The 26,638-nt window shown below is 72.5% G+C and carries 24 protein-coding genes, 1 tRNA gene and 1 pseudogene; 13 read left to right on the top strand and 13 right to left on the bottom strand.

Annotated features, from left to right (window positions below; genetic code table 11):
* Positions 1-24: 24 nt before the first annotated feature.
* The gene (gene otsB, locus ACZ7OY_RS15190; RefSeq protein ID WP_471911801.1) at positions 25-891 is read right to left on the bottom strand and encodes a trehalose-phosphatase; all 867 of its coding nucleotides are present in this window, start codon (positions 889-891) and stop codon (positions 25-27) included.
* Between the two features lie 74 nt (positions 892-965).
* Positions 966-1,214 carry a DUF3263 domain-containing protein gene (locus ACZ7OY_RS15185; protein ID WP_384736191.1) on the bottom strand — a complete coding sequence of 83 codons (249 nt, stop codon included), beginning with the start codon at positions 1,212-1,214 and terminating at the stop codon, positions 966-968.
* A gap of 208 nt (positions 1,215-1,422) precedes the next feature.
* Here ACZ7OY_RS15185 and ACZ7OY_RS15180 point away from each other — a divergent pair, with 208 nt between their 5' ends.
* The 3 genes from ACZ7OY_RS15180 (at position 1,423) to ACZ7OY_RS15170 (ending at position 4,604) form a co-directional block, all read left to right on the top strand.
* Positions 1,423-2,400: an ROK family protein gene (locus ACZ7OY_RS15180; RefSeq protein ID WP_471911800.1), complete on the top strand. Its 978-nt coding sequence runs from the start codon at positions 1,423-1,425 to the stop codon at positions 2,398-2,400.
* Entirely contained in the window at positions 2,400-3,542 is a 1,143-nt protein-coding gene (nagA, locus tag ACZ7OY_RS15175) for an N-acetylglucosamine-6-phosphate deacetylase (protein ID WP_471911799.1), read from the top strand. Before ACZ7OY_RS15180 ends, nagA begins: the two co-directional genes overlap by 1 nt.
* 132 nt (positions 3,543-3,674) lie before the next feature.
* On the top strand, positions 3,675-4,604 hold the full coding sequence (locus tag ACZ7OY_RS15170) for a 1-phosphofructokinase family hexose kinase (RefSeq protein ID WP_471911798.1): 930 nt from the start codon (positions 3,675-3,677) through the stop codon (positions 4,602-4,604).
* 143 nt (positions 4,605-4,747) lie between these two features.
* On the opposite strand, the gene ACZ7OY_RS15165 is transcribed toward ACZ7OY_RS15170, so the two are convergent.
* The gene (locus ACZ7OY_RS15165; RefSeq protein WP_471911797.1) at positions 4,748-5,689 is read right to left on the bottom strand and encodes a carbohydrate-binding protein; all 942 of its coding nucleotides are present in this window, start codon (positions 5,687-5,689) and stop codon (positions 4,748-4,750) included.
* A 131-nt stretch (positions 5,690-5,820) separates the two neighbouring features.
* A complete protein-coding gene (cdgB, locus tag ACZ7OY_RS15160; RefSeq protein WP_471911796.1) occupies positions 5,821-7,479 on the bottom strand; it encodes a diguanylate cyclase CdgB in 1,659 nt (552 codons plus the stop codon).
* Between the two features lie 482 nt (positions 7,480-7,961).
* On the opposite strand from cdgB, the gene ACZ7OY_RS15155 reads away from it, so the two are divergent.
* A complete protein-coding gene (locus tag ACZ7OY_RS15155) occupies positions 7,962-8,555 on the top strand; it encodes a flavin reductase family protein (RefSeq protein WP_471911795.1) in 594 nt (197 codons plus the stop codon).
* Positions 8,556-8,598: 43 nt separating this feature from the next.
* Here the strand turns inward: ACZ7OY_RS15155 and arfB are convergent, their stop codons facing one another.
* Entirely contained in the window at positions 8,599-9,036 is a 438-nt protein-coding gene (gene arfB, locus ACZ7OY_RS15150; protein WP_152895549.1) for an alternative ribosome rescue aminoacyl-tRNA hydrolase ArfB, read from the bottom strand.
* 184 nt (positions 9,037-9,220) lie between these two features.
* Here arfB and ACZ7OY_RS15145 point away from each other — a divergent pair, with 184 nt between their 5' ends.
* Together ACZ7OY_RS15145 and ACZ7OY_RS15140 are read left to right on the top strand one after the other, a co-directional pair.
* Complete coding sequence (locus ACZ7OY_RS15145) at positions 9,221-9,796, top strand: TerD family protein (protein ID WP_471911794.1); 576 nt, start codon at positions 9,221-9,223, stop codon at positions 9,794-9,796.
* A gap of 97 nt (positions 9,797-9,893) precedes the next feature.
* Positions 9,894-10,412: a GNAT family N-acetyltransferase gene (locus ACZ7OY_RS15140; RefSeq protein ID WP_471911793.1), complete on the top strand. Its 519-nt coding sequence runs from the start codon at positions 9,894-9,896 to the stop codon at positions 10,410-10,412.
* Positions 10,413-10,527: 115 nt separating this feature from the next.
* Here the strand turns inward: ACZ7OY_RS15140 and ACZ7OY_RS15135 are convergent, their stop codons facing one another.
* Complete coding sequence (locus tag ACZ7OY_RS15135) at positions 10,528-11,931, bottom strand: M1 family metallopeptidase (RefSeq protein WP_471911792.1); 1,404 nt, start codon at positions 11,929-11,931, stop codon at positions 10,528-10,530.
* Positions 11,932-11,968: 37 nt separating this feature from the next.
* On the opposite strand from ACZ7OY_RS15135, the gene ACZ7OY_RS15130 reads away from it, so the two are divergent.
* Entirely contained in the window at positions 11,969-12,469 is a 501-nt protein-coding gene (locus ACZ7OY_RS15130) for a hypothetical protein (RefSeq protein WP_162470037.1), read from the top strand.
* 101 nt (positions 12,470-12,570) lie between these two features.
* Here ACZ7OY_RS15130 and ACZ7OY_RS15125 read toward each other — a convergent pair whose 3' ends face one another.
* Positions 12,571-13,293 (bottom strand): pentapeptide repeat-containing protein, encoded by a 723-nt coding sequence (locus tag ACZ7OY_RS15125; RefSeq protein WP_471911791.1) that lies wholly within the window; start codon positions 13,291-13,293, stop codon positions 12,571-12,573.
* Between the two features lie 154 nt (positions 13,294-13,447).
* Between ACZ7OY_RS15125 and ACZ7OY_RS15120 the strand changes: the two genes are divergently transcribed.
* A complete protein-coding gene (locus tag ACZ7OY_RS15120) occupies positions 13,448-14,428 on the top strand; it encodes a zinc-binding dehydrogenase (protein WP_471911790.1) in 981 nt (326 codons plus the stop codon).
* 56 nt (positions 14,429-14,484) lie between these two features.
* Positions 14,485-15,987 (top strand): MFS transporter, encoded by a 1,503-nt coding sequence (locus ACZ7OY_RS15115; protein ID WP_471911789.1) that lies wholly within the window; start codon positions 14,485-14,487, stop codon positions 15,985-15,987.
* A gap of 48 nt (positions 15,988-16,035) precedes the next feature.
* Here ACZ7OY_RS15115 and ACZ7OY_RS15110 read toward each other — a convergent pair whose 3' ends face one another.
* Both ACZ7OY_RS15110 and ACZ7OY_RS15105 read right to left on the bottom strand, forming a co-directional pair.
* Positions 16,036-17,442, bottom strand: coding sequence for an NAD(P)/FAD-dependent oxidoreductase (locus ACZ7OY_RS15110; protein WP_471911788.1), 1,407 nt, complete (start codon positions 17,440-17,442; stop codon positions 16,036-16,038).
* Positions 17,439-18,113 carry a rhomboid-like protein gene (locus ACZ7OY_RS15105; RefSeq protein ID WP_471911787.1) on the bottom strand — a complete coding sequence of 225 codons (675 nt, stop codon included), beginning with the start codon at positions 18,111-18,113 and terminating at the stop codon, positions 17,439-17,441. Before ACZ7OY_RS15105 ends, ACZ7OY_RS15110 begins: the two co-directional genes overlap by 4 nt.
* A 59-nt stretch (positions 18,114-18,172) precedes the next feature.
* On the opposite strand from ACZ7OY_RS15105, the pseudogene ACZ7OY_RS15100 reads away from it, so the two are divergent.
* Positions 18,173-18,694 (top strand): annotated as a pseudogene (locus ACZ7OY_RS15100) (GNAT family N-acetyltransferase); the annotation flags it as partial.
* Positions 18,695-18,774: 80 nt separating this feature from the next.
* On the opposite strand, the gene ACZ7OY_RS15095 reads toward ACZ7OY_RS15100, so the two are convergent.
* A tRNA-Thr gene (locus ACZ7OY_RS15095) sits at positions 18,775-18,848 on the bottom strand.
* Positions 18,849-19,066: 218 nt separating this feature from the next.
* Here ACZ7OY_RS15095 and ACZ7OY_RS15090 point away from each other — a divergent pair.
* The 3 genes from ACZ7OY_RS15090 (at position 19,067) to ACZ7OY_RS15080 (ending at position 21,711) form a co-directional block, all read left to right on the top strand.
* Complete coding sequence (locus ACZ7OY_RS15090) at positions 19,067-20,203, top strand: ABC transporter ATP-binding protein (RefSeq protein WP_471911786.1); 1,137 nt, start codon at positions 19,067-19,069, stop codon at positions 20,201-20,203.
* Between the two features lie 223 nt (positions 20,204-20,426).
* A complete protein-coding gene (locus tag ACZ7OY_RS15085) occupies positions 20,427-20,885 on the top strand; it encodes a hypothetical protein (RefSeq protein WP_351617677.1) in 459 nt (152 codons plus the stop codon).
* 94 nt (positions 20,886-20,979) lie between these two features.
* Positions 20,980-21,711, top strand: coding sequence for a nucleotidyltransferase family protein (locus tag ACZ7OY_RS15080; RefSeq protein WP_471911785.1), 732 nt, complete (start codon positions 20,980-20,982; stop codon positions 21,709-21,711).
* Between the two features lie 315 nt (positions 21,712-22,026).
* Here ACZ7OY_RS15080 and ACZ7OY_RS15075 read toward each other — a convergent pair whose 3' ends face one another.
* From ACZ7OY_RS15075 to cysS, 3 genes are all read right to left on the bottom strand, one after another.
* Positions 22,027-23,895: a DoxX family membrane protein gene (locus ACZ7OY_RS15075; protein WP_471911784.1), complete on the bottom strand. Its 1,869-nt coding sequence runs from the start codon at positions 23,893-23,895 to the stop codon at positions 22,027-22,029.
* A 186-nt stretch (positions 23,896-24,081) separates the two neighbouring features.
* Positions 24,082-25,023, bottom strand: coding sequence for a 23S rRNA (guanosine(2251)-2'-O)-methyltransferase RlmB (rlmB, locus tag ACZ7OY_RS15070; RefSeq protein WP_471911783.1), 942 nt, complete (start codon positions 25,021-25,023; stop codon positions 24,082-24,084).
* Between the two features lie 121 nt (positions 25,024-25,144).
* Entirely contained in the window at positions 25,145-26,545 is a 1,401-nt protein-coding gene (gene cysS, locus ACZ7OY_RS15065; protein ID WP_471911782.1) for a cysteine--tRNA ligase, read from the bottom strand.
* Positions 26,546-26,638: the final 93 nt, after the last annotated feature.

Below are 26,638 nucleotides of genomic sequence, written 5' to 3'. Positions count from 1 at the left end.
CCCGCCGCCGGGCGGCCGAAGCCGTCAGCCGAGGTGGGCGGACAGCGCGCGCAGCAGGTCCACGACCCCCTCGGGGCCGTCGACCACCAGGTCGGAGCGTTCCCGCAGGGCGGCCACCTCGTCGCTGCCGCTGCACACCAGGAGGCCGGGGACGCCCTCGGAGCGGAGTTTGTCGACGGCGGCGAAGGCGGGGAGGTCACCGAGGTCGTCGCCGGCGTAGAGGACGGACTCGGCGCCGATCTCGCGCACGTACTCCGTGAGGGCGACGCCCTTGTCCATGCCCGGCGGCCGCAGTTCCAGGACCATGCGGCCTGGCTCGACGATCAGGCCGTGGCGGGCGGCGAGTTCGGCGAGGGGGGCGCGCAGCGCCTCGAAGGCGGCCCCCGGGTCCTCGGCCCGGCGCGTGTGGACGGCGAGGGCCCGGCCCTTCTCCTCGATCCAGGTGCCCTTCCAGGCCCCGATCGCGTCCAGGAAGCCCGGCAGTTCGGCCCGTACGGCCGCGACGCCGGGGTGCGGCGGCGGGGCGATGACGGCGCCGGTGCCGGCCTCCCAGCGTTCGGCGCCGTAGTGGCCGAGCACGACGAGGTGGTCCAGGCCCGGCATCGCCTCGAAGCCGCCGTTCCGTACGGCCACCGCGGGGGGCCGGCCGGTGACGACCGCGACCGCGGCGACCCGCGGCGCGAGGGCGGCGAGCGCGGGCACCGCGTCCGGGTGCGCACGGGCCTGCTCGGGGTCCGCCACGATCGGCGCGAGCGTGCCGTCGAAGTCGAGCCCGATCACCGAGCGCTCCGGGCGGGCGAGGATGGCGTCCAGCGCTTCGCGGCCCGCCGGGGTCGTGGGGGTCGGCAGGGACCGTGCGGGGTGCGGGGAGTGCGTGTCATGGCTGCCCATAGGGCGACCCTATCCACGGGGCGGCGGCCGCACCCCTGACTCGTCGGACCCGGGGGCGACCGGCCGGTCCGCGCTCACCGTTCGGCCCGCCGGGACTCCCGCACCCGTCTGAGCCGGTTCACCGTGACCGGGTCCTCGGCGAGGGCCCGCGCGTCGTCGAGCAGGGCGTTGAGCAGCTGGTAGTAGCGGACGGGCGCCAGGCCGAGTTCCTCGCGGATGGCGCGTTCCTTCGCGCCGGGGCCGGGGAAACCCCGGCGCTCCAGGGCGAGGATGTCCCGTTCGCGGCGGCCGAGGGCGGCACCGCGGTCCTGGTCGTCGTCCATGACGGCACCGTAACCGTTCCCGGCGGCCGGGCGGGAGTGCGGCGAGGTCCGGACCGGGACACACCGCGATCGTCCCGGTCCGCTCCGTCGGCCGCGCCGCGCCGCTCTTTGCCCCGATTGCGCCGTCCGCTCGTCCGTTTGCCGAATAAAGGTCTATACCGCGCAAGTGGACTAGACCTCTCTTGGGTCCACGGGTCACACTGTCTCCGTGAGACATGTCATCGCCCTCGACGTGGGCGGCACCGGGATGAAGGCCGCTCTGGTCGGGGCGGACACCACGCCGTCCGGGGGGACTTCGTCCGGACCCCCCGTGCTGCTGCACCGGGCGCGCCGGGCCACCGGCCGCGAGCACGGACCCGACGCGGTCGTCGACGGCATCCTCGACTTCGCCGCGGAGCTGCGCGACCACGGCGAGCGGCACTTCGGCGAGCCCGCGGCCGCCGCCGGCGTCGCCGTCCCCGGCATCGTCGACGAGCAGCAGGGCATCGCCGCCTACGCGGCCAACCTCGGCTGGCGCGACGTACCCCTGCGCGACCTGCTCACCGAGCGGCTCGGCGGCATCCCCGTCGCCCTCGGGCACGATGTGCGCACCGGCGGACTGGCCGAGGGCCGCATCGGCGCGGGCCGGGGCGCCGACCGCTTCCTGTTCGTCCCGCTCGGCACCGGCATCGCGGGCGCCATCGGCCTCGACGGCCGGGTGGAGGCGGGCGCCCACGGCTTCGCGGGCGAGATCGGTCATGTCGTCGTACGGCCCGGCGGCACCCCGTGCCCCTGCGGGCAGCGCGGCTGCCTGGAGCGCTACGCGTCCGCGTCGGCGGTCAGCGAGGCATGGGCCGCCGCCTGCGGACAGCCGGAGGCCGACGCGGCCGACTGCGCGAAGGCCGTCGCGTCCGGCGACCCGAACGCCGTCCGGGTCTGGCGGACGGCCCTCGACGCGCTCGCCGACGGGCTGGTCACCGCGCTCACCCTGCTGGACCCCCGCACGATCATCATCGGTGGCGGACTCGCCGAGGCGGGGGAAACCTTGTTCACACCGTTGCGGGACGCCGTCCGGCAGCGCGTCACCTTCCAGAAGCTTCCGTCGATCGTCCCCGCGGCACTCGGGGACACCGCCGGCTGCCTGGGCGCGGGGCTCCTCGCCCGGGATCTCCTGACCACCACTGACCCCTCGGAGGTAACCGCCTGATGGCCACTAGGAAGGTGCTCGCCGGCGCCCGGGTGGTACTGCCCACCGGGACCGTGGACGGCGGCCGAGTCTTCGTCGAGGGCACCCGGATCACCGGCCCGTCCCCGGCCGACGCGGAGACCGTGGACGTCAGCGGCCACTGGCTGGTCCCCGGCTTCGTCGACATCCACAACCACGGAGGCGGCGGCGCGTCCTTCTCCGGCCCGGCCGAGGACGTCCTGACGGCCGTCCGCGCCCACCGCCGGCACGGCACCACCACCCTCGTCGCCTCCACCGTCACCGACGACATGGACATCCTCACCCGGCAGGCCGGACTGCTGTCCGAGCTGGCCGAACAGGGCGACATCGCGGGCATCCACTTCGAGGGCCCGTTCATCTCGCCCTGCCGCAAGGGCGCGCACTCCGAGGCGCTGCTGCGCGACCCCGAGCCGGCGGAGGTCCGCAAGCTGGTCGACGCGGCCCGCGGCCACGCGAAGATGGTCACCCTCGCCGCCGAACTGCCGGGCGGCATCGACTCCGTACGCCTGCTGGCCGAGCACGGGGTGATCGCGGCGATCGGCCACACGGACGCGACCTACGAGCAGACGGTGGAGGCGATCGAGGCGGGCGCGACCGTCGCCACCCACCTCTTCAACGCGATGCCCGCGCTCGGCCACCGCGCCCCGGGCCCGATCGCCGCCCTCCTGGAGGACGAGCGCGTCACGGTCGAGCTCATCAACGACGGCACGCACCTGCACCCGGCCGCCCTGGAACTGGCGTTCCATCACGCGGGCCCGGACCGGGTCGCGTTCATCACCGACGCGATGGACGCGGCCGGCATCGGCGACGGCCGCTACATGCTCGGCCCGCTGGAGGTCGAGGTCAGCGAGGGCGTGGCCCGGCTGGTGGAGGGCGGCTCCATCGCGGGCTCCACCCTGACCCAGGACCGCGCGTTCCGGCGGGCGGTGACGGTCGACCGCCTCTCCGTGGAGCACGCGGTCGCCGCCCTCTCCGCCAACCCGGCCCGGCTGCTGGGGATGTACGACCGGGTCGGCTCCCTCGAACCCGGCAAGGACGCCGACCTGGTGCTCCTCGACGCGGACTTCGCCCTCAAGGGCGTGATGCGCCGGGGCGAATGGGTGATCGATCCCCAACTGGCCTGAAACGTCCGCCCCCAGGGAGACGGTGGCCGGCCCGAGGACTGGGCCGACCGCCGTCTCTTTGGCATGATCAGGCCTCTGGGCAAGGCGACACGGCAGGCGTGTGCCTGATTTCTTCGGGGGAGGTCGCTCCGGGTGATTCTCACGGTCACGCTGAACACCGCTCTCGACATCACCTATCGCGTGCGGTCCCTGCGGCCGCACACCTCCCACCGGGTCTCCGAAGTACTGGAACGCCCCGGCGGCAAGGGCCTGAACGTGGCCCGCGTGCTGGCCGCGCTCGGCCACCCGGTGACCGCCACGGGCTTCGTGGGCGGCGCGACGGGCCAGGTCGTGCGGGAGCGGCTCGCGGACACGGCCGGCGTCCGGGACGCCCTGGTTCCGGTCTCGGGCCCGACCCGGCGCACGGTGGCCGTGGTCGACCCGCTCTCCGGTGACACCACCCAGCTCAACGAGCCCGGCCCGCTCATCGCGCCGGGCGAGTGGGCCGCCTTCCAGGACACGTACGGGGAACTGCTCCGCGATGCCGACGCGGTGGCCCTGTGCGGCAGCCTGCCGCCGGGGGTGCCGGTCGGGGCGTACGCGCTGCTGGTGCGGACCGCGCGGGCGGCCGGGGTGCCCGTCCTGCTCGACACCAGCGGCGAACCGCTGCGCCGGGGCGTCGCGGCCCGCCCGGACATCGTCAAGCCGAACGCCGCGGAACTCGCCGAACTCACCGGCTCCCACGAGCCCCTGAAGGCGACCCAGGACGCCCGCCGCCGCGGCGCCCAGTCGGTGGTCGCCTCTCTCGGCCCCGAGGGCCTGATCGCGACCACTCCGGAAGGCCGCTGGCGGGTCGCTCCGCCGCGCCGGGTGCACGGCAATCCGACCGGCGCGGGCGACTCGGCGGTCGCGGGGCTGCTGTCGGGCCTCGTGGAACACCTGCCGTGGCCCGCACGGCTGGCCCGGGCGGCGGTCCTGTCGGCGGCGACGGTACTGACGCCCGTGGCGGGCGAGTTCGACCGGACGGTGTACGAGGAGCTGACGGGTCAGGTCTCGGTGACGGAGGAGAGCAGCGCGGCCTGAACGCGGCCGGAACGGACGCCCCGCACCACGGGCCGTCGGTGACACCGGTGACCGTCTGCGCGGTCACCGACGCCCCGGGCCGGGGCCGGCCGGGGCCCGGGGTGAACGCGTCCTGGTGCGGCGGCCCTGGTGCCGCCGCCGCCCTAGTTCCTGACCTGGCCCTTCTTGACCCAGAGCTGGTCGAGCAGGACGTTGCACTTGTCGCCGTCCTGGCAGGAGAGCGTGATCGTGTTGGTGCCCTTGGTGAGGGTCGGGTAGGCGAAGGTCTTCGTCCAGCCCTTCTCGAAGTTGCCCTCTTCGGCGTGCGCGAAGTTGCCCAGGTTGAGCTTGGTGCCGAACTGCTTGCCGTTGAACGTGAGGGTCATCGACTGGTCCTGGCCCGGCACGCTGTAGTGCGCGAAGAGCGTGTAGTCCCCGTCCTCGGGGATGCCGTCGACGGTCCAGGTGACGGAGCTGCCGACCTGGTTGAGGTTGCCGACGTAGATGCCGCCGTCCGCCTGCGCGCCCTTGACGTCCGAGGCCAGGGCGGCACCGCCGTCCAGCCGCAGCGCCTTCGCGTCGACCGTCGGGAGCTTGGCCTCCTCGGCGGGCTCGTCGCCGCCGGAGTCGCTGGGCGAGGCGCTCGCGGAGGCGGTGGGCGCGGTGGAGGTGTCGCCGCCCGCCTTGTTGTCGTCGTCGCCGCCGCCCGTCATCGCCACCGCGATGCCGATGACCACCGCCGCGACCACCGCGATCGCACCGATCAGCAGACCCTTGGTGTTGGGGCCGCGGCCGTTGCCGGCGCGGCGCGTCGGCTGCTGGGGAGCGGTGGGCGGGCCGCCGGGGTACGACTCGGGTGCCGCGTAGTGCGAGTTCGGCTGCCCGTACGCGCCCTGCTGGGGCACGCCGGCCTGGCCGTAGGCGGCGGTCGGCGCCTGCTGGCCGTACTGGCGCTCACCGACCGCCCGCACCCGGCTGACCGAGTTCGGGTAGCCGTAGCCACCGCCGGAGGGCGGCTGAGCTCCGTTGGCCTGCCCGTCGGCGTAGAGGTAACCGAACGGGTCTTCTTCCTCAGGCGTGCTCGCGCCGTTGTTGCCGGGCGTCATCCCTTCGTACTCCTCAACAGGTGCGGGGCGGATGCGGTACACGTTCTTATACGAGTGGAGAATGGCGAGCCTACCCGCTTCTGATGGCCCGAACAGGTGACTCAGGCCGCATCAACCCGATGACCTGCACATCATCCCGCGCGTCTGTGCTGTTTGGGACGAGATCGTTTCTCCACGTACATCCGTTCGTCAGCTGACTTCAAGACCTCGTCCGCGGTCATTCCGCAGTGCGCCCAGCCGATACCGAAACTGGCGCCCACCCGGACGGCCCGCCCCTCGGCCCGGATGGGCTGGATGATCTCGTTGCGCAGCCGTACGGCCAGGTCCTCGGCGTCGGCCCGGCCGAGCCCGTCGGCAAGGATCACGAACTCGTCGCCGCCGAGCCGGGCCACCGTGTCGCCGTCGCGGACCTGACGGCTGAGCCGCCGGGCGACCTCGATGAGCACCGTGTCGCCCGCGTTGTGCCCGAACCGGTCGTTGATGGACTTGAAGCCGTCGAGGTCGCAGAAGAGGACCGCGAGGCCCTTGGTGCCGTCGTCCTCGCCCTCCTCGGGGGCGGCGATGTGCACATGGTGGTCGAAGCCGTCGTACGCCTGCCCGCCCGGCCGGAAGTCGAAGCCGTGGCCGTTGGCGTCGAACGCGGCGTGCCCGAAGGCCGCGTCGTGGGAGTCGAGCGCCGCGGGGTGCCCCGACTGCGGGCGCCGGCAGAGCCGGGCGGCCAGCCTGGCCCGCAGTTCGGCGGAGTTCGGCAGTCCGGTGAGGGAGTCGTGGGAGGCGCGGTGGGCGAGCTGGAGCTCGCGGCGCTTGCGCTCCTCGATGTCCTCGACGTGGGTGAGCAGGAAACGCGGCCCGTCGGCGGCGTCGGCGACGACGCTGTTGCGCAGCGAGACCCAGACGTAGGTGCCGTCCCGGCGGCCCAGGCGCAGCTCGGCCCGCCCGCCCTCGGCCGAGGTGCGCAGCAGGGTGCCGATGTCCTCGGGGTGGACGAGGTCGGAGAAGGAGTAGCGGCGCATCGCGGAGGCCGGGCGGCCCAGCAGCCGGCACAGGGCGTCGTTGGTCCGCAGGATCCGGCCGTGCTGCTCGCCGCCCATCTCGGCGATGGCCATGCCGGAGGGCGCGTACTCGAAGGCCTGCCGGAAGCTCTCCTCGCTGGCCCGCAGGGCCTGCTGGTCCCGCTCCAGGCGGACCAGCGCGCGCTGCATATTTGCACGTAGACGCGCGTTGCTAATGGCGATGGCGGCCTGGAACGCATACATCTGGAGCGCCTCGCGTCCCCACGCGCCCGGCCGGCGGCCGTTGCGCGGCCGGTCCACGGACAGCACGCCGATCAGTTCGCCGCTGGAGCCGCCCGGCACGGCAGGCGTGAACATCGGCGCGAACAGCCGGTCGGAGGGGTGCCACTCGTCCTCGAAGCGGGGGGCGGGCCCGTCGGTGTACCACTGGGGGACGTCGTCGTCGTCGAGGACCCAGCCCTCGGTGTGGGATATGAAGACCAGGTCGCCCCAGGTCTCGCCCATGCTCAGGCGGCGCTCCCAGGAGTCGCGCGAGCCGACGCGGCCGGTGATGAGTGCCTCGGCGGCCGGGTTGCCGGCGAAGGCGGCGACCACCAGGTCGCCGTCCGGGCGGACGAGGTTCACACACGCCAGCTCGTACCCGAGGGCGCTCACCACGCCCTCCGCGACAGTCTGCAGTGTGTCCGCCAGGCTGCGGGCGGTGTTCATGTCCGCCATGACCTGGTGCAGCTGTCTCAGGGACGCAAGACGGACATAGGGCTCCGACTCGGTCTCCATGCTCGCCCTCCCCCCGAGACTTCGCAGCGAATCAAGGGTTGTCTTCGGCGTACGTCCTTGCAGCTTCCCCGTCACTGAATCACAGCGCGCTGCCCACTCGGTACACAGGGTCAACAATTAATGGCTCTTGTGACTCAAGTCACAGCTGAAGCTGAACAATTCAGTAGAGTTTCTGCATTTCTCCTGTGCGTTTTCTGAACGCAAACTATGTGGGCCTGTGAACAGGATGCGCAAGACGTCACTGTCGATCTTGCAAATGGGCCCTGTCCGCAAGCCGTGCGGCCCGCTTTGCAGCCCTCTTGCAGCGCCTCTTCCACCCGTCTTGCGGCCGTCTTGCAGCCCTCCTTGCAGCCGGTCCCGCCGCCGGTCCCGCCGTCGCTCTCCGCGACCGGTTCCGTCGCCGTCTCGGTCCCCGGTCGTAGGTCCGCACTCGGACCGAGGCCCGATGCGCCGCCCGCGGAGCGGAGACTAGCGTTTCCGGCGTGCTGAAGACTTCGCCCGCCGTGCCCTCCCCGCTCTCCCCCTCCCCCGGTACCGCCGCCGGGCATGCTGAGGGGGTGAGCAACGACGAGTTCCGCGCCGCGATGGCCCGGCTGGCCGCGGGCGTGGTCCTGGTGACGGCACAGGAGCCGCCGCTCGACCCCGACGACCCCACGGCGCCCGGCGGCGAGGACGTCGGCATGACCGCGACGGCCTTCCTGTCGGTGTCCCTGGACCCGCCCCTGGTACTGGTCAGCCTGCGTACCGGCAGCCGGATGGACGACCTCCTGGACGAGCAGCCCTGCTGGGCGGTCTCCGTGCTCACCGAGGGCCAGCGCCACATCGCCGGCCGGTTCGCGATGAAGGGCCGGATCAGCGACCGGCTGCTGTTCGCGGACCTGCCGTACGTACGGGGCGAGGTCTCCGGCGCGCCCCTGCTGGACGGCACGCTGGCGACCCTGGAATGCCGTACCGAGCAGCGGGTGGCCGCGGGGGACCACACGCTGGTGATCGGGCGGGTGCTGACCGCACGGGTGCCGAGCACGGACGGCGGACCCCTGCTGTACTTCCGCGGTCGCTACCGGCAGCTCGACTAGGCGGCGCGGACCCGGACGCCGAGGTCCGGTGCGCGCCGGGACCCTAGGTCCAGTCCCGGCCGGAACGGCCGCGCTTGGTGTCGGAGCGCTGCTTCTTCTGCCGCAGCCGCCGCTCGTTGATGCCCCGTGGGATCCGGGTCGGCCGACGCGACTTGGGCGGCGGCGCGGTGGCCTCCGCGAGCAGCGCCGCCAGACGTACGGCGGCGGCCTCGCGGTTGCGCCACTGGGAGCGGTGCTCGGAGGCGCGTACGACCACGACGCCGTCGACGAGGCGGCCGGCCAGCCGCTCCAGCGCCCGCTGCTTCCACACCTCGGGCAGCGCCTTCGTCGCGGCCAGGTCGAAGCGCAGCTCCGCCTGCGAGTCACTGGTGTTGACGTGCTGGCCGCCGGGCCCCGACGACCGCGAGAAACGCCACATGAGCTCGGCCTCGGGGAGCGAGACGGAGCCGCGGACGACATAAGGACCGGACATGCCGTCCATGGTCGCGCGTGTGTCCGGCTCACGTCACGCGAATATGCGGCTTCCAGGACATCGGCGTCCGGGACATCGGTAAAGAAAGTAAAGACACCTGGAACCTTGGGTACGTCTCACGACGTTCATAGGGGTAGCGGTAGCTTCGTGCCGTACGAAGCCGTGTACGCAACGAGGGAAGGGACTCCCAACAATGGCTGTAAGCCTGTCCAAGGGTGGCAACGTCTCGCTCACCAAGGAGGCTCCGGGCCTGACCGCCGTCACCGTGGGCCTCGGCTGGGACGTCCGCACCACCACCGGCACGGACTTCGACCTCGACGCCTCGGCGATCGCGGTCAACACCCAGGGCAAGGTCTACTCGGACGCCCACTTCGTCTTCTTCAACAACAAGCAGACCCCGGACAGCACGATCGTCCACACCGGTGACAACCGCACGGGTGAGGGCGCCGGCGACGACGAGGCGATCAACGTCAACCTCGCGGGTCTGCCCGCCGACATCGACAAGATCGTCTTCCCGGTCTCCATCTACGACGCGGAGAACCGCTCGCAGAACTTCGGCCAGGTCCGCAACGCCTACATCCGCATCCTGAACCAGGCTGGCGGCAGCGAGATCGCGCGCTACGACCTCTCCGAGGACGCGGCGACCGAGACCGCCATGGTCTTCGGCGAGCTGTACCGCAACGGCGCGGAGTGGAAGTTCCGTGCCGTCGGCCAGGGCTACGCCTCCGGCCTGGTGGGCATCGCCCAGGACTTCGGTGTGAACGTCTGATCCGCACCGCCCGCGCGAAGCCCCCGTCCGACCGGCCGGGGGCTTCGGCGTTCTTCGGTGCAAAGGTCCCCGGGACCTGCCCGGCTACCCTGCGGCCATGCGCCTCGATCCGCTCGCCCTCACCCCCGACCGCGACATCCCGGCTCCCCTGCTCACCGAACTGACCGCGCTCTACGCGTCCGCCCGGACCTTCCACGCGCTCAGCGGCGAGTTCCCCGACCCGGACGACATCCGTCCGGAGCAGGTGGCGGCGGCGCTCGCGGACGAACTGGCCCAGCCGGGTGCGGAGGTGTTCCTCGCCCGCAGCGAGGGACGGCTCGTCGGGGTCGTCGTGACCCTGGCCCGTCACCCCGACCCGGCCGACCCGGACCCGTGGATCGGGCTGCTGATGGTGGACGCGCAGGAGCGGCGGAAGGGACACGGGCGCGAGCTGGCGACGGCCGTCGAGGAACGGTTCCGGGCCGCCGGGCGCAGCGCCGTGCGCCTCGCCGTCCTCGACGCCAACCCCGAGGGCCTCGCCTTCTGGACCGCCCTCGGCTACGAGGTCCTCGACCACCGCCGCGACCGCCAACTCGGCCGCCCCTGCACCGTGCTGCGCAAGCCGCTGCGGGGATAGGCCCGTTCCGGAACGGATCCGGGCCGGGGCGAGTCCGGTCCTGGGTGGGGCCGGTCCTGGGTGGGGCCGTTTGGGGTCGGACCAGTTGGGGTCGGACCAGTTGGGGTGGGGCCGGTCAGCGGTGGGGCGGCTTGCCGTCTCCGTACAGCCAGTCCCGCCAGATCGCGCCGAAGTCCTTGTCCGGCGCCTGGCGTTCCACGTACGCCGTGAACTGGGCCGTGTCCGCGTTGCCGTGACGGTGGGCGGCGGCCCATCCCTGGACGATGTCGTAGAACGTGTCGTCGCCGACGGTCTGCCGGATCTTCTGGAGGACCATCGCGCCACGCCAGTACACGGGCGGGTCGGAGATGTGCGCCGCGCCGGACGGCTTCGCGGGCGGGAACGCCCAGACCGCCGCGTCCGCCTCCGCGGTGCCGAAGTAGCCGCCGTCGTAGAGCGAGTCGAAGGTCTCCTGGGCGCTGTCGCCGCCCTGGTCCTCCTGCCACAGCCACTCCGCGTAGGTCGCGAAGCCCTCGCTCAGCCACATGTCCCGCCAGGTCCTCGGCGTGACGGAGTTGCCGTACCACTGGTGGACGAGTTCGTGGACGAGGGTGTCGGTGTCGAGGACACCGGGGAAGACCGGCCGGTTCTGGGTCTCCAGGGCGTAGCCGACCTCGTCCTGACGGTCGACGATCACCCCGGTGGAGGAGAACGGGTACGGGCCGAAGTTGGTCTCGGCCCACTCCATCACCTCCGGGAGCTTCGCCAGCACGGCGCGGCTCTCCTTCGCACGGGCCGGGTCCACGGCGACGTACGCGGGCAGCGCCCCGCCGACGGTGGAGCGGCCGACCTGGTAGCGGCCGATCGCGACCGTGGCGACGTAACTGGCCATGGGTTCGGCGGTGTGCCAGGAGAAGGTGGTCCGGCCGCCCGCGGTGGTCTCGCCGGACTGCTCCCCGTCGGAGACCGCGGTCAGGCCCTTCGGCACGGTGACGGCGATGTCGTACGTCGCCTTGTCGGAGGGGTGGTGGTTGCCGGGGAACCAGGTCATGGACCCCGTGGGCTCGCCGAGCGCGAGTGCCCCGTCGGCGGTGGGCAGCCAGCCCTCCTTCGAGCCGTCCTGGTCGGTGAGGGTGAGCGGGGTGCCCGCGTAGCGGACCGTGACCTGGAACGTCTCGCCGTCGTGGAGGACGTCTCGCGGGCGGACGGTCAGCTCCTGCCCCGCCCGGTTCCAGCGCGCCTTCTCGCCCTCGACGGTGACCGTCCGGACGTCCAGACCCTTGAGGTCCAGATCGAAGGCGGAGAGGTCCTGGGTGGCGCGGGCGGTGATGCCGGCGGTGCCGGTGAGGTGGCGGCTGCCGGGGTCGTAGGCGAGCCGCAGGTCGTAGTGGGTGACGTCGTAACCGCCGTTGCCCGCCTTCGGGAAGTACGGATCCCGCAGCCCCGGGCCGCCCGGCGCGCCCTGGCCGCCACCGCCGTCGCACGCGGCGAGGACGAGCGCGAGCACGAGCGCGGGCACGACAGGCATGGATCGGGACATGTCAGCGATCCTATGAGGGCGTGGCACCATCATTCACGTGCTCGACATCGGCTACGCCCTCTCCAACCGCTTCCCGGACCCGCCCCAGACGGACTACCGCCGCGCGGACGTCCATGCGCTGCGGCACGACCTGTTCTGCGGCGACGTCTATCTGGCGGACACCGAGAAGGACCACGAGTTGTCCACAGCCTGGGGATGGGTGCCGGTCCTCGACTTCGCCTGGGCGCTGTGCGACATCGTGGAGCGCATCGACCAGGACCCGGCGGGCTCCCGCGCCTCCCGCCCGCAGCACGCGGAACTGGACTTCACCGAGTCCACCGACCGCATGCTCTTCGAGCGCCGCTTCGGCTGGGTGGACATCGAGTCCGACTGGATGCCGGCCGAGGAACCCCCGCTCACCTTCTCCCACAGCGAACTGCGCCGCGAGGCACGGGACTTCCTGCACGACCTGATCGCCGATCTGGTCGACCTGCACGACGACCTGGGCGAGAACCCGGCGATCTGGACCCTCCAGGCCCGCTTCCCCCGGGTGGGCTGAGCCCGCACCGGCCGACGGCCCGGCAAAGGCCCGCCGCCGCCCCGGCTCCAGGCCTCCGGCCCCCGCCCCTCGGCCCCGGATCTCAGCCCTCAGCCCGGTCCTCAGTCCTCCACGCGGATTCCCAGCTCCGCCGCCAGCACCGGTGCCAGATCCAGCAGTTGCCCCGTACTGATCACCGCTCCGCGCAGCCGGTCCACCCCGCGCGCGATCTCCAGCGAGGCGACCCCGCGCAGATCCACGTCCGTCAGGGTCGCCGCGCCGAAGTCCACGCCCTTCAGCACGCAGTCCACGAACTCCACCCGCTCCAGCCGGGCACCCCCGAAGTCCGGCTCGACCAGGACGCAGCCCTCGAAGACGACGTCCTTCAGCCGCGCCTTGCGCAGGTTGAGGTAGTCGATCTTCCCGCCCCGGAGCACCACCCGCTCCAGCACCGACCCGTGCAGCTGCACCCCGCCCAGCCGCGCGTCCACCAGCTCCACGTCCCGCAGCGTCGACTCGGCGAGGTCGGTGCCGACACCCCGTATACCGGTCAGGACCGAGTCCAGGATCCGGGCGTGGTGCAGTCGCGTCTCGTCCAGCGCGCAGCCGTTCAGCGCGCAGTCCATGAAGCGCGCGCCCGCGCCGTCCTGCCCGGCGAAGTCCTCCGGCCCGAACTCCAGCCCGTCGTAGTCCCCGTCGGGTTCCAGACCGCCCCCGCCGTACGGCTCCAGCGGCGGCAGCCGCACCTCCGGCCGCCGCGCGCCCGCGCGCCGGGAGCCGCCCGCCGTACCGGACCCGCTCCGCCCTGCGGTCCTGCCCGCCCCGCCCGCACCTGTCCTCGCCATGCCCCCATCCTGCACCGCGCCACTGACATCCCGCCCGGACCGCCTCACCTTCGCCCTTGACCTCAAGTGCGATCGAGGTCGAAGAGTGGACCCCGGGCCCGGTCCCGGTCGCCCCCTCCCCTCCCTCCTCCCCCGACCCCGACGGGAAGTCCCCATGCACGCCATCCGGCTCCACGCCTTCGGTCCCGCCGAGAACCTCGTCCTCGAACAGGTCGAGGACCCCCAGCCCGCCCCCGGCCAACTGCGCATCGCCGTCGCCGCGGCGGGCGTCCACCTCCTCGACACCGCCCTGCGCCAGGGATTCCGGGGCCCGCTGCCCGAGCCGCCCGCCCTGCCCACCGTCCCCGGCCGCGAGGTGGCCGGCACGGTCGAGTCCCTCGGCGAGGGCGTCGCGGACCACTGGCTCGGCCGACGCGTGGTCGCGCACCTCGGCTTCGCCCCCGGGGGCTACGCCGAACTGGCCGTCACCGATGCCGACCGCGTCCACGAGATCCCCGAGAACCTCGACTTCGCCCAGGCCGTCGCCATGATCGGCACCGGCCGTACGGCGCTGGGGATCGTGCAGTTCGCCGAGCTCGGCCCCGGCTCGGTCGTCCTGGTCCCGGCGGCCGCGGGCGGCATCGGCACCCTGCTGGTGCAGTACGCCAGGAACGCCGGCGCCACCGTCGTCGGCCTCGCGGGCGGCCCGCACAAGGTGGCCCGGGTGCGGGCGAACGGCGCCGACCCGGCCGTCGACTACACCGACCCCGCCTGGCCCGGCAAGGTCCGCGCCCACCTCGGCGGGCGCCCGGTCACCGTGGTCCTCGACGGTGTCGGCGGCGAGGTCGCCCGCGAGGCCGTCGCGCTGCTCGGCCCCGGTGGCCGGCACCTCGTCTTCGGCTGGTCGGCGCAGCTCCTGCGAGGCGGCGGCGCCCACCTCGTCGAGGGCGTCTCCGAACAGGTCCTCGGCCCGGCCATGACACGGCGGACCGGCGGGCCCCACCCGCTGCGCACCCTCGAACTGCGGGCCCTCGCCGAGGCCGCCGCCGGCCGTCTCACCCCCGTCGTACAGCGTTTCCCGCTCGCCGGGGCGGCCGCCGCACACCGCGCCCTGGAGACCCGGAACACGATCGGAAAGGTGGTCCTGGAGCCATGACCGGGTACGGCGCACACCGAGATGCGGCCCCTGCCGATCCATGGTCTTCTGACCGGGTGAGTGACCCCCGTACGGGTGAGACCACCACCTCCCTCGACACCGACCCGCACCGCTGGTGGGGGCTGGTGGTGATCGCCCTCGCGCAGCTCATGGTCGTCCTGGACGCGACCATCGTGAACATCGCGCTCCCCTCCGCACAGCGCGCGCTCGGCATGTCCGACGGCAACCGCCAGTGGGTCATCACCGCGTACACCCTCGCCTTCGGCGGTCTGCTCCTGCTCGGCGGCCGGGTCGCCGACATCGTGGGCCGCAAGCGCACGTTCGTCATCGGGCTGGTCGGCTTCGCCGCCGCCTCCGCGTTCGGCGGCGCGGCCACCGGCTCCGGAATGCTCTTCGGCGCCCGCGCCCTCCAGGGCGCCTTCGCCGCCCTCCTGGCCCCCTCCGCGCTCAGCCTCCTCACCACGACCTTCACCGACCCCAGGGAGCGCGGCAAGGCCTTCGGCATCTACGGCGCCCTGGCCGGCAGCGGCTCGGCGATCGGCTTCATCGTCGGCGGGCTGCTCACCGAGTACCTGAACTGGCGCTGGTGCCTCTACGTCAACGTACCCATCGCGATCGCCGCCGTCCTCGGCGCCGTCGTCCTGCTGCGCGACAGCCCCGGCCAAGCCGGTGCCCGCCTGGACGTGCCCGGGGTGCTGCTCGGCTGCGGCGGCCTCGTCTCGGTCGTGTACGGGTTCAGCGAGGCGAACCCGCGCGGCTGGACCGACCCGCTGGTCCTGGCGCTGTTCGTGGCGGGCGTCGTACTCCTCGCGGCCTTCGTGTGGTGGCAGACCCGGGCTCCCGTACCGCTGCTGCCCCTGCACATCGTCAGGGACCGCAACCGGGCCGGCTGCTTCCTGACCATGGCCCTCGCCGTCATCGGCATGTTCGGCCTGTTCCTGTTCATGACCTACTACCTCCAGGTCATCCTCGGCTACTCCCCCGTGAGGACGGGCCTGGCCTTCCTTCCGCTGACCGCCGCGATCGTCATCGGCTCCACCCAGATATCCGCCCGGCTGCTCCCGCGCGTGGCCCCGCGGATGCTGATGGTCCCCGGGATGGTCCTGGCCGCGAGCGGCATGCTCGTCCTCACCCGGATGACGGTGGACTCCTCCTACCCCACCGAGATCCTGCCCGCGCTGGTCCTGATGGGCCTCGGCATGGGCCTGACCTTCATGCCGGTGTTCTCCACCGCCACCGCGGGGGTCGCCCCGCAGGACGCGGGCGTCACCTCCGCCACCGTCAACACCTCGCAGCAGGTCGGCGGCTCCATCGGCACGGCCCTGCTCAACACGATCGCCACCACCAGCGGCGCCGCGTACATCACGGCGCATCTGCGCAACCCCGCCCAGAAGGACCTGATCGTGCGCGAGGGCATCGTCCACGGCTACACCGTCGCCATCTGGTGGGCCGCCGGGATCATGCTGCTGGCCGGCCTGGTCGCGGGCCTGATGGTGACGGCGAAGCCGCCCGCGCGCGAGATCCCGGCGCCGGCGCCGGTACCGGAGTCGGCGGCCTGACCGGCCCGCCCTCCTCGGCGCCGCCCGCCCCGGCGCCGCCCCGAGGTCTCAGTGCCGCCCCGCCACCCGGTCCGCCGCCCGGGCCAGCCGGGAGGACCGCGCGCCGTGCGTCTCCCGCTCGCGCCGGTCCGCCGCCCGGTAGGTGGCGTACATCCCCTGCACGCCCAGCCACCGCAGCGGCTCCGGCTCCCACCGGCGGACCTTGTGTCCCACCCACGGCAGCTCGGTCAGCTCCGTGCGCCCGCCCTGGCCCGAGTCCTGCTGCACGAGATCGCTCAGCGTGCGGGCCGCGAGGTTGGCGGTGGCGACGCCCGAACCGACGTAGCCGCCCGCCCAGCCGAGCCCCGAGGACCGGTCCAGGGTGACCGTCGCGCACCAGTCCCGGGGCACGCCCAGCACACCCGACCAGGCATGTTCGATCCCCACCCCGGCCAGCGAGGGGAAGAAGTCCACGAGGATCGCGCGCAGCGCCTCGACGGTCGCCGCCTGGGTCCGTCCGTCGTTGTCGGTCCTCGACCCGAAGCGGTACGGGACGCCGCGCCCGCCCAGCGCGATCCGGCCGTCGGCGGTGCGCTGCGCGTACATGTACGCGTGCGCCATGTCGCCCAGCGTCTCCCGCCCGTCCCAGCCGACCGACTCCCACTGCGCGGCCGTCAGCGGCTCGGTCGCGATCATCGAGGAGTTCATCGGCAGCCAGGTCCGCCGCTGCCCCTTCAGCGAGGCCGTGAACCCCTCCGTGCAGCGCAGCACATAGGGCGCGCGGACGGTCCCGTACGGGGTGACCGCGTGCTTCGGCCGGATCTCCGTCACCGGCGTCGACTCGTACAGGGTCACGCCCAGCGCCTCCACGGCCGCCGCCAGCCCCTTGACCAGCTTCACCGGGTGCACCCGCGCCCCGTGCGGCGTCCACGTCGAACCGACCGCGTCCGCGACCCGGATCCGCTCGGCGGTCTCCCGGGCGCCGTACAGCTCCCGGTCCTTCTCGCCGAACTCCAGTTCCCCCGCGTGGAACGCCTTCAGCCGCGCCAGCTGGGCCGGCGTGCGCGCGACCTCCAGCACCCCGCCCCGGTGGACGTCCGCCTCGATGCCCTCGTCCGCCACGACCCGGACGACCTCGTCGACGGTGTCGTTCATGGCCCGCTGCAACCGTGCGGCCGCCTCGTGTCCGTGCAGCTTCGCGTACCGGTCGCGGCCCGCGATGCCGTTGTACAGCCAGCCCCCGTTGCGGCCCGAGGCGCCGTAGCCGCAGAACTTCTGTTCCAGGACGGTGATCCGCAGGAACGGAGCGGCCTTCTTCAGGTAGTACGCGGTCCACAGGCCCGTGTACCCGCCCCCGACGATCACGACGTCCGCGGAGGCGTCCCCGGCCAGCGGCTCCCGCCGCGCCGGAAGACCGTCGTCCGCGTACCAGAACGAGATGCCGCCGTTGACGACGCTGCCGCCCGAGTTGTTCATGTCCGGGACGTTAACCCCTGCACTCGGCCACTGTCTCCTTCGGATTCCGTGCTTTTTCCGCGCCCCCTGGTGAGCGGAAAACAGGCCAGCCCGATCAGTGCCGAGACGAAATGTCCGACGTCGGTGAAGGTGCGGCCGATCACGAGCGGGACCCCGTACCAGGCGAGCACGAAGGCGAGATAGGGGTACCGCCAGGGCGCGGCGATCCGGTAGGTCAGCACCGCGACCACCCCCGCCAGCGCGTAGCTCACGCCCACGTCGAGGGTGTCGACCGCCGAGGGCGGCGCCATCCCGTCCCTGATCGCCCGCAGCAGCACGCCCTCGCTGATCAGCGTCGCCAGCACGTGCGCGGCCGCGCACACCGCCAGCCAGCGCAGCGTGCCCAGCCAGCGCTCGGCCTGCGCGTGGAAGACGGAGTACAGCACGACGTACGGCCACCAGAACCCGCCGGCGATCCACATGGCGCTGGCGATCAGCACCCGCACCGGGTTGTCCGACAGTTCGTGGAGGTTCGTCGACCGCTGCCGCAGGAACTGTTCCTCGAACTCCGGCGACATGTGGTGCAGGGCGACCGTGGTGACGAACAGGATCGCCAGCCACACGTACGTACCGGGCGCGCTGCGGACGTACGCCCGCACCCGGCGCAGAATCTCGCCTCCGCTGATTCGCATGAGCCGATTCACACACGTCGGTACCGCCCGGAGCGTGATCGACATTCCGAACAGATCGGCGACCCCGCCGAGCGGCCGGGGCCTGTCCTAGGCTCACAAACATGATCCGTACCGCCGTGCCCGCCGACGTCCCCGTCCTCCACAGCCTGATCCGTGAACTCGCCGAGTACGAGAAGGCCCCGCAGGAGGCCCGGGCCACCCCGGAGCAGCTCCACGAGGCGTTGTTCGGCGAGCACCCCGCCGCCTTCGCCCACATCGCCGAGGACGACGCCGGCGGCGGGACGGTCGGCTTCGCCCTGTGGTTCCTGAACTTCTCCACCTGGCGCGGCGTCCACGGCATCTACCTGGAGGACCTGTACGTCCGCCCCATGGCCCGCGGCAGGGGCCACGGCAAGGCCCTGCTGACGGAGCTCGCCCGCATCTGCGCGGAGCGCGGCTACCAGCGCCTGGAGTGGTCGGTCCTGAACTGGAACCGGTCCGCGATCGACTTCTACGACTCGCTCGGCGCCCTTCCCCAGGACGGGTGGACGACGTACCGGCTGACGGACGAGGCGCTGACCAAGCTGGGGACCCAGGAATAGCTCCGGGACAGCCCGGGAACCGAGGGTCCCCGGACAGCCGAAAGCCCAGGCCGCCATCGCTGCGGCCCGGGCTCTTCCGGAGCCCCCTGTCGGATTCGAACCGACGACCTTCGCTTTACAAGAGCGGTGCTCTGGCCAGCTGAGCTAAGGAGGCGTGCGCGTACGCCTGACGCACGTGCCCGTGCAGTGTACCCACGTAGGGGTGGCCCTCCGTCGAAAATTTCCGCGAAGTTCACAGTCCTCCGGGTACTGACAGATCGGGTGACCTGGAGGTAGCGTCCTGAACCGGTTCACTCGTGTGGACTACACCAACCACCTTCCTACAACGGATCGTCCGGCACGTTCCTGCCGGTAGAAGGGGGCCCATTCACCATGGCCACTGTCTCGTTCGACAAGGCGACCCGGATCTACCCGGGTTCCGAGAAGCCTGCCGTAGACGCACTCGAGATCGAGATCGAGGACGGCGAGTTCCTCGTTCTGGTCGGTCCGTCCGGCTGCGGCAAGTCCACCTCGCTCCGGATGCTCGCGGGGCTCGAGGACGTGAACGCCGGCGCCATCCGCATCGGTGACCGTGACGTCACCCACCTGCCGCCCAAGGACCGGGACATCGCGATGGTGTTCCAGAACTACGCGCTGTACCCGCACATGTCGGTCGCCGACAACATGGGCTTCGCGCTCAAGATCGCCGGCGTCAACAAGGCGGAGATCCGGCAGAAGGTCGAGGAGGCCGCGAAGATCCTCGACCTGACCGAGTACCTGGACCGCAAGCCGAAGGCGCTCTCCGGCGGTCAGCGCCAGCGTGTCGCCATGGGCCGCGCCATCGTGCGCGAGCCGCAGGTCTTCCTCATGGACGAGCCGCTGTCCAACCTGGACGCCAAGCTCCGCGTGTCGACCCGTACGCAGATCGCCTCGCTCCAGCGCCGTCTGGGCATCACGACCGTCTACGTCACCCACGACCAGGTCGAGGCCATGACGATGGGCGACCGTGTGGCGGTCCTCAAGGACGGTCTGCTCCAGCAGGTCGACTCCCCGCGCAACATGTACGACAAGCCCGCCAACCTCTTCGTGGCCGGCTTCATCGGCTCCCCGGCGATGAACCTGGTCGAGGTCCCGATCACCGACGGCGGCGTCAAGTTCGGCAACAGCGTGGTGCCGGTCAACCGCGAGGCGCTGAAGGCCGCCGCCGACCGCGGCGACCGCACGGTCACCGTCGGCGTGCGTCCCGAGCACTTCGACGTGGTCGAGCACAACGGCGCCGCCGCCGCCTCGCTGTCGAAGGACACCGAGGACGCCCCGGCCGGTCTCGCGGTCTCCGTGAACGTCGTCGAGGAGCTCGGCGCCGACGGCTACGTCTACGGCGCGGCCGAGGTCGGCGGCGAGGTCAAGGACCTTGTGGTCCGCGTCGGCGGCCGCCAGGTGCCGGACAAGGGCGCGCAGCTGCACGTCGTGCCGCGGCCGGGCGAGATCCACGTGTTCTCGACCTCCACGGGCGAGCGCCTCACCGACTGAGCGCACGCCGCCCGGGACGAAGACTCCCGGATGATTCACCCCCGCTGACGAATCGGGCCCCGCACTGCGCTGCGGGGCCCTTTTCGTGGTCGCCGAATACCCCGGCAAAACACCCTTTTCGAGTGATGTACGTCAACGCCCTACCCAAAAAGAGGCGTCTTCTCATCCCCCGAACCGGTGACTAAATGTCGCCAAATCATTACCGGGCGCTACCCTCACACGCGTGAAGCACTCCACCTCCCAACAGACGCGACGCGGCCACCGGGGCCCCGCCCACCGGATCGGCCGCACCCTCGCCCTCGTCCTGCCCGTCGTCCTGGTGCTCTCCGGGACCCTCGCGGTCACCCGGGTCAACTGGTCGGGCAACCCCTCGAACTCGGTGCTCACCGCGTCCGACGTCTCCACCGCGAACGGCGCCTCGCGCTCCGTGGTCCGCGCACCGCAGGACCTGCTGCGCGACCGGCTGCTGACGCAGTTGCAGGACAAGGACCCGGGCGTCGTCCTCACCCACCTCCAGCAGGCCGTCAACGGCCACCCGTCGCTCGCCGAGCACTGCGCCTCCATCGCCCGCGCCCTGGGCCGTGCCGCGGTGCGCATCTACGGCGCCCCGCGGGCCCAGTCGTACGCACGCCCCGTCTGCGACACCTCCTTCGCGTCGGGGGTGGCGGCCGGTCACAGCTGAACCCCGACCCCGCGGCCGGCCGCCCCGCGCGGCGGCCGGCCAGGATCGGATCTCCGGTCCGGGCCACGGGCGGGGCGCCGCGTACAGTTCGGGCATGACCGATCCGCACGCCGCGTCCCGCCCCACGCAAGCCGTCATCCTGGCCGGTGGCCAGGGTTCCCGGCTGCGCCCCTACACCGACGACCGGCCCAAGCCGATGGTGGAGATCCCCGGCACGGGGACGCCGATCATCGGCCATCAGCTCGTCTGGCTCGCCGAGGAGGGCGTGACGGACGTGGTGGTCAGCTGCGGCCACCTCGCCGACGTCCTCCAGAAGTGGCTGGACTCGGCCGACCTGCCGGTGAACGTCACGACGGTCGTCGAGCCCGAGCCGCTCGGCCGCGGTGGCGGTCTGAAGTACGCGGCCGCCCGTCTCCCGCACCCCGACCGGTCCTGGTACGCGACGAACGGCGACATCTGGACCCGTTTCTCGCTGCGTGACATGGCGGACTTCCACACCGAGCGCGACGCCGTGGCGACCCTCGCCCTGGCCCGCCCGCGCATCCCCTGGGGCGCGGTGAAGACCGACGGCTTCGGGCACATCACGGACTTCATCGAGGCCCCGCCGACGACGAACGAGATCAACGCGGGCGTCTACGTCTTCTCCCCCGAGTTCGCCGATCTGCTCCCCGCGCGGGGCGACCACGAGCGCACCACGTTCCCGCATCTGGCGCGGGAACGCCGCCTCGCGGGCTTCCCGATCCCGCAGGGCGCCTACTGGCGGGCGATCGACACGGCGAAGGACCTGACCGAGGCCGCGCGGGAGCTGGCCGCTCTGGGCCGCTGAGAGACCCGGGAGCTTCTTCCCCGCCCCGCGGCCGCCCCGCCGGCCCCCGCGGGGCCGCACAGCGCCCGTACGAGGCCGACGAGGCCGTGCGAGGCCGCACAGCGCGGCAAGGCCGCACAGGCCCGAACGACGCCCGTGCGACACCCGCACGACGGTCGTACAGCGCCCGTACGACGCCCGCAGGGCAGTCGCGCAGCGCCCATACCGCCCGCAAGCGCCCGCAACCGGCGCCCGTGCAGCGGCGCGGCAGTACGACGACGGGGCCCCGCACGTCATCCGTGCGGGGCCCCGTCGTCGTGACGGTCGGTCGCGGCGCTAGCCGAGCAGGCCGCCCACCAGGCCGGACTGGCCGCCGGAGGAGGAGCCCGAGCCGCCGCCGGAACCGCCGGAGCCGCTGGAACCGCCCGAGCTGCCGGAGCCGCCGGAACTGCCGGAGCCACTGGAACCGCTGGTTCCGCTGGGCGAGCCGCTGCCGCCGGACGAGGGGCCCGAGCTGGTGCTCGGGGCGCCGCCGGACGAGGCGGACTGCGGCGGCGGCGCCTGGCCTGCCGTGCTCTGGCTCTGGCTGTGGCTGGGCGCGCCGGTGGTGGCGGTGCCGGTGTCGTGGGTGGCGTCCGGGGTGGTGGCGGTGTCGCTGGAGGGGCTGGCCGCACCGGAGGGGGCGCCGTGGGCCGGCGCGCTGGAGGAGGGCGAGGGCTTCTGCCGGTGCTTGCGCTCGGCCGGGTCCTGCGGGAGCGGCGAGCCGGGCAGTTCGTTGCGCGGGGCCTCGCCGGGGCCGGGGACGACGACACGGCCCGCGTCACGGACCGCACCGCCGAGCAGGGAGCCGACGAGCAGGGTGAGGCCAACGGCGACGGCCGTGACGAGGGCGCCGCGGCGCAGGACGTGACGGCGCAGTTCCCAGATGTCCGAGCGGGGTCCGAGGCGGCGCCAGGCACCGGCCGCGAGGCGTCCGTCGACCGAGTAGACGGGCGCGCCCGCGATGAGCAGCGGGGACCAGGCGGCGAGACAGATGATGTCGGGCGCGTCGTAGACGGGGGCCGTCTTCCAGCTGACGGTCACGAGCAGCGCGGCGGACAGCGCCGCGCCGGCCACCGCGGTGACCCGCTGCCAGCAGCCGAGGAACGTCAGGACGCCCACGATGACCTGGAGGAAGGCGATGACCAGGCCGGACCCGACCGGGTGCTGGAGCGCGAACTGGCGCAGCGGCTCGGCGACTTCCCAGGGGTGCAGGGTGTCGAGCCACTTGACCATCGAGCCGCGCTTGCCGCCGTCGAAGTACAGGGGGTCGCAGAGCTTGCCCATGCCGGCGTACACGGAGATGAAGCCGAGGAAGATGCGCAGCGGGAGCAGCACCACGCCGAGGTTCATCCGGCGGCCGGGGAAGTAGGCGTGCCGTGCGGGGTCGTCGGCACGCCGCCCGGACCGCGAACCGTGCCGCGCCCCGCCCCTCGTCTCGATGTCGTCGTACGCGTCCTCGGCCTCGAACCGCCCGTCGTCGTAGGCGGGTTCGCCGTATCCGGGACCGCCGTACCCGGGACCGCCGTACCCGGGACCGTCGTGGCCGGGGCCGGCGTGGGCGGGCCGTCCGTAGGCGGGTTCGTCGTAGGCGCTGCCGACCGTGCGCATCTGGGGCAGGAGCCGGGCCCCGGCGGGCATCCCGTCGCCCGAGGTGCGCTGGGGGCCGACGACGGGGGTCTCCAGCGTCTGGTCCAGCTCGTCGTACCGGCCGCCGTAACCGTCGTAACCGTCGTAACCGCCGCCGGGCCGGCCCGGGGCCGCGGTCCTCGTGTCGACGCGCGGGATGACCTGGGTGGCCCCGGCGTCGGACGAGGGCTGCTCGCCGTGCCGGACGCTGCCTGCCCGCACGGCCTGGAGGAGGCGGTGGGCGCCGGTGTCGTCGGGGGCGGACCTGCCGCTCCAGACGACCGCGCGGCGACGGGCTCCGGCGCCGCCCGCCGCGGGCGCCTGGGCGGTGCCTGCGCCGACGGTCAAGTGCCGTGCGATCCGCGGCGATTGGGCGCGTCTCGCCGACGTGCCCAGCTGGACGCGGAAGCTCGCGTGATTGACGATGACCTGCGCCGGATCGCTCGGCACCTTCACCATGCTCAGCGCGGGAGCGTCGTCGTATCCCGACGAGCGGTCCCCCGTGGGTGTGCGGGGTGTTCTGGTGTCCACACTCATCTAACCGAGTGACGTGGAGTTAGGACACTGCTTTGACCGGGCGGATCTGTCCGGACCCCGTCAAGGTTGTGCTCGACGCCCGGATTGCCCCGAGCGAGTGACGGGGACGTACGTCCGTTCGGACGGCGTCCCGGCCCGGTCCGAGGCACGCGCCGAACGCGCCCCGGACCTGGGTCCGCGCTGCTCTCAGGCGCGTCGCCGGGACGCCTCGTACAGCACGACGCCCGCCGCGACACCGGCGTTCAGCGACTCCGCGCCACCGGGCATCGGGATCCGCACCCGGAAGTCGCAGGTCTCGCCGACCAGCCGGGACAGTCCCTTGCCCTCGCTGCCGACGACGATGACGACCGGGCCGCCCAGCGCCTCCAGGTCGCCCACCTCGGCCTCGCCGTCGGCGGCCAGGCCGACCACGGTGAGACCGGACTTCTTGTACGCCTCCAGGGCGCGCGTGAGGTTGGTGGCGCGGGCCACCGGCGTACGCGCGGCCGTACCCGCGGACGTCTTCCACGCACCGGCGGTCATACCGGCGGCGCGCCGCTCGGGCACGACCACGCCGTGGCCGCCGAAGGCGGAGACGGACCGTACGACGGCACCGAGGTTGCGCGGGTCGGTGACGCCGTCGAGGGCGACGATGAGCGGGTCGGCGCCCTCGTCGTAGGCGGCGGCCACGAGGTCCTCGGGGTGGGCGTACTCGTACGGCGGGACCTGGAGGACCAGACCCTGGTGGTTGAGCCCGTTCGTCATCCGGTCGAGCTCGGGACGGGGGGCCTCCATGAGGTTGATCCCGCCGCGCTCGGCCGCGAGCTGGAGCGCCTCGCGCACCCGCTCGTCGTTGTCGATGAACTGCTGGACGTAGAGCGTGGAGGCGGGCACGCCCCCGCGCAGCGCCTCGACGACCGGGTTGCGCCCGACGACCATCTCGGACGTGCCCTTGCCGCCGCGGCCGCGCACCACGGGGCGGCGGGCGACCTGCTTCGCCTTCGCGGTGGCGATGCGGTTCTTCTTGTGCTTCTTGCGCATCTCGGCGGGCGGGGTCGGGCCCTTGCCCTCCAGGCCCTTGCGCCGCTGGCCGCCACTGCCGACCTGCGCGCCCTTCTTGCCGGACATGCGGCGGTTGTTAGCGGCCATGACCTACCTGTCTGTGCGAGGCGACGCGGCGCATGCGCCCGCGTCGAAGTGTGTACGTCTATGAAGTGTGCCGCCCGGAGGCCCGGACGGCACAATCGATCACGTAGGCGATCGGGTGGGATCAGCGCGGGCCGAGGCTCCAGCGCGGCCCCTGCGGACCGTCCTCGATGACGAGTCCGGACTGGTTGAGCTGGTCGCGGATGGCGTCCGCGGTCGCCCAGTCCTTGCGGGTCCGGGCCGCCTCGCGCTGGTCGAGGACCAGTCGTACGAGGCTGTCGACGACGCCGTGCAGGTCGTCGCCCCGGTCCGTCTCGTCGGCCCAGTGCGGGTGGAGCGGGTCGAGCCCGAGGACGCCGAGCATGGCGCGTACCTCGGCGAGGCGGGCGATCGCCGCCTCCTTGTCGTCGGCGGCGAGCGCGGAGTTGCCCTGCCGGACGGCGGTGTGCACGACGGCGAGCGCCTGCGGCACGCCCAGGTCGTCGTCCATCGCCTCGGCGAAGGCGGGCGGCACCTCGGCGGCGGGTTCGACGACCCCGCCGGCCTTCTCCACGACCCGCTGCACGAAGCCCTCGATCCGCGCGAACGCCGACTCGGCGTCGCGCAGGGCCTCCTCGCTGTACTCGATCATGGAGCGGTAGTGCGGGGTGCCGAGGTAGTAGCGCAGCACGATCGGGCGCCAGTTCTTGACCATCTCGGAGACGAGCACCGAGTTCCCGAGCGACTTGGACATCTTCTCGCCGCTCATGGTGACCCAGGCGTTGTGCACCCAGTACCGGGCGAACTCGTCGCCGAACGCCTTCGCCTGGGCGATCTCGTTCTCGTGGTGCGGGAAGATCAGGTCGAGGCCGCCGCCGTGGATGTCGAAGGCGGAACCGAGGTACTTGTGCGCCATGGCGGAGCACTCCAGGTGCCAGCCCGGGCGCCCGCGTCCCCACGGTGTCTCCCAGCTCGGCTCGCCGGGCCTGACCGACTTCCACATGGCGAAGTCGCGGTGGTCCCGCTTGCCCGTCTCGCCCTCGCCCGAGGGCTGGCGGAGGTTGTCCAACTCCTGGTTGGAGAGCTGGAGATACTCCGGGAAGGAGCGCACGTCGAAGTAGACGTTGCCGTCGGCCTCGTAGGCGTGTCCGCGCTCGATGAGCCCGCGCATCATCTCGACCATCTCGGGCACGTGCCCGGTCGCCCGCGGTTCGTACGTGGGCGGCAGGCAACCGAGGGCCTGGTAGCCGTCGTTGAACGCGCGCTCGTTGTCGTAGCCGATGGACCACCAGGGGCGGTCCTCCTCGTGCGACTTCTTGATGATCTTGTCGTCGATGTCGGTGACGTTGCGGATGAACGTGACGTCGTAGCCGCGGTGGGCGAACCAGCGGCGCATGATGTCGAAGTTCAGCCCCGACCGGATGTGTCCGATGTGCGGGGCCGCCTGAACGGTGGCACCGCACAGGTAGATCGAGACACAACCCGGCTTGAGCGGGGCGAAGTCACGGATCTGCCGGGCGCTGGTGTCGTACAGGCGAATAGTCACCACTCCAGGGTAGTGGTCGCGAGGCAGTGCCCCGCGACCCTTCCGCCCTATTCCCTCCGGACGACGGGAGCACGCGGGTACGCGGACGCGCGG

It is taken from the genome of Streptomyces sp. NPDC107559 (assembly GCF_055657365.1).
The sequence above is the reverse complement of the archived record's forward strand: the minus strand, read 5'-3'. Positions and strand labels throughout refer to the sequence as shown.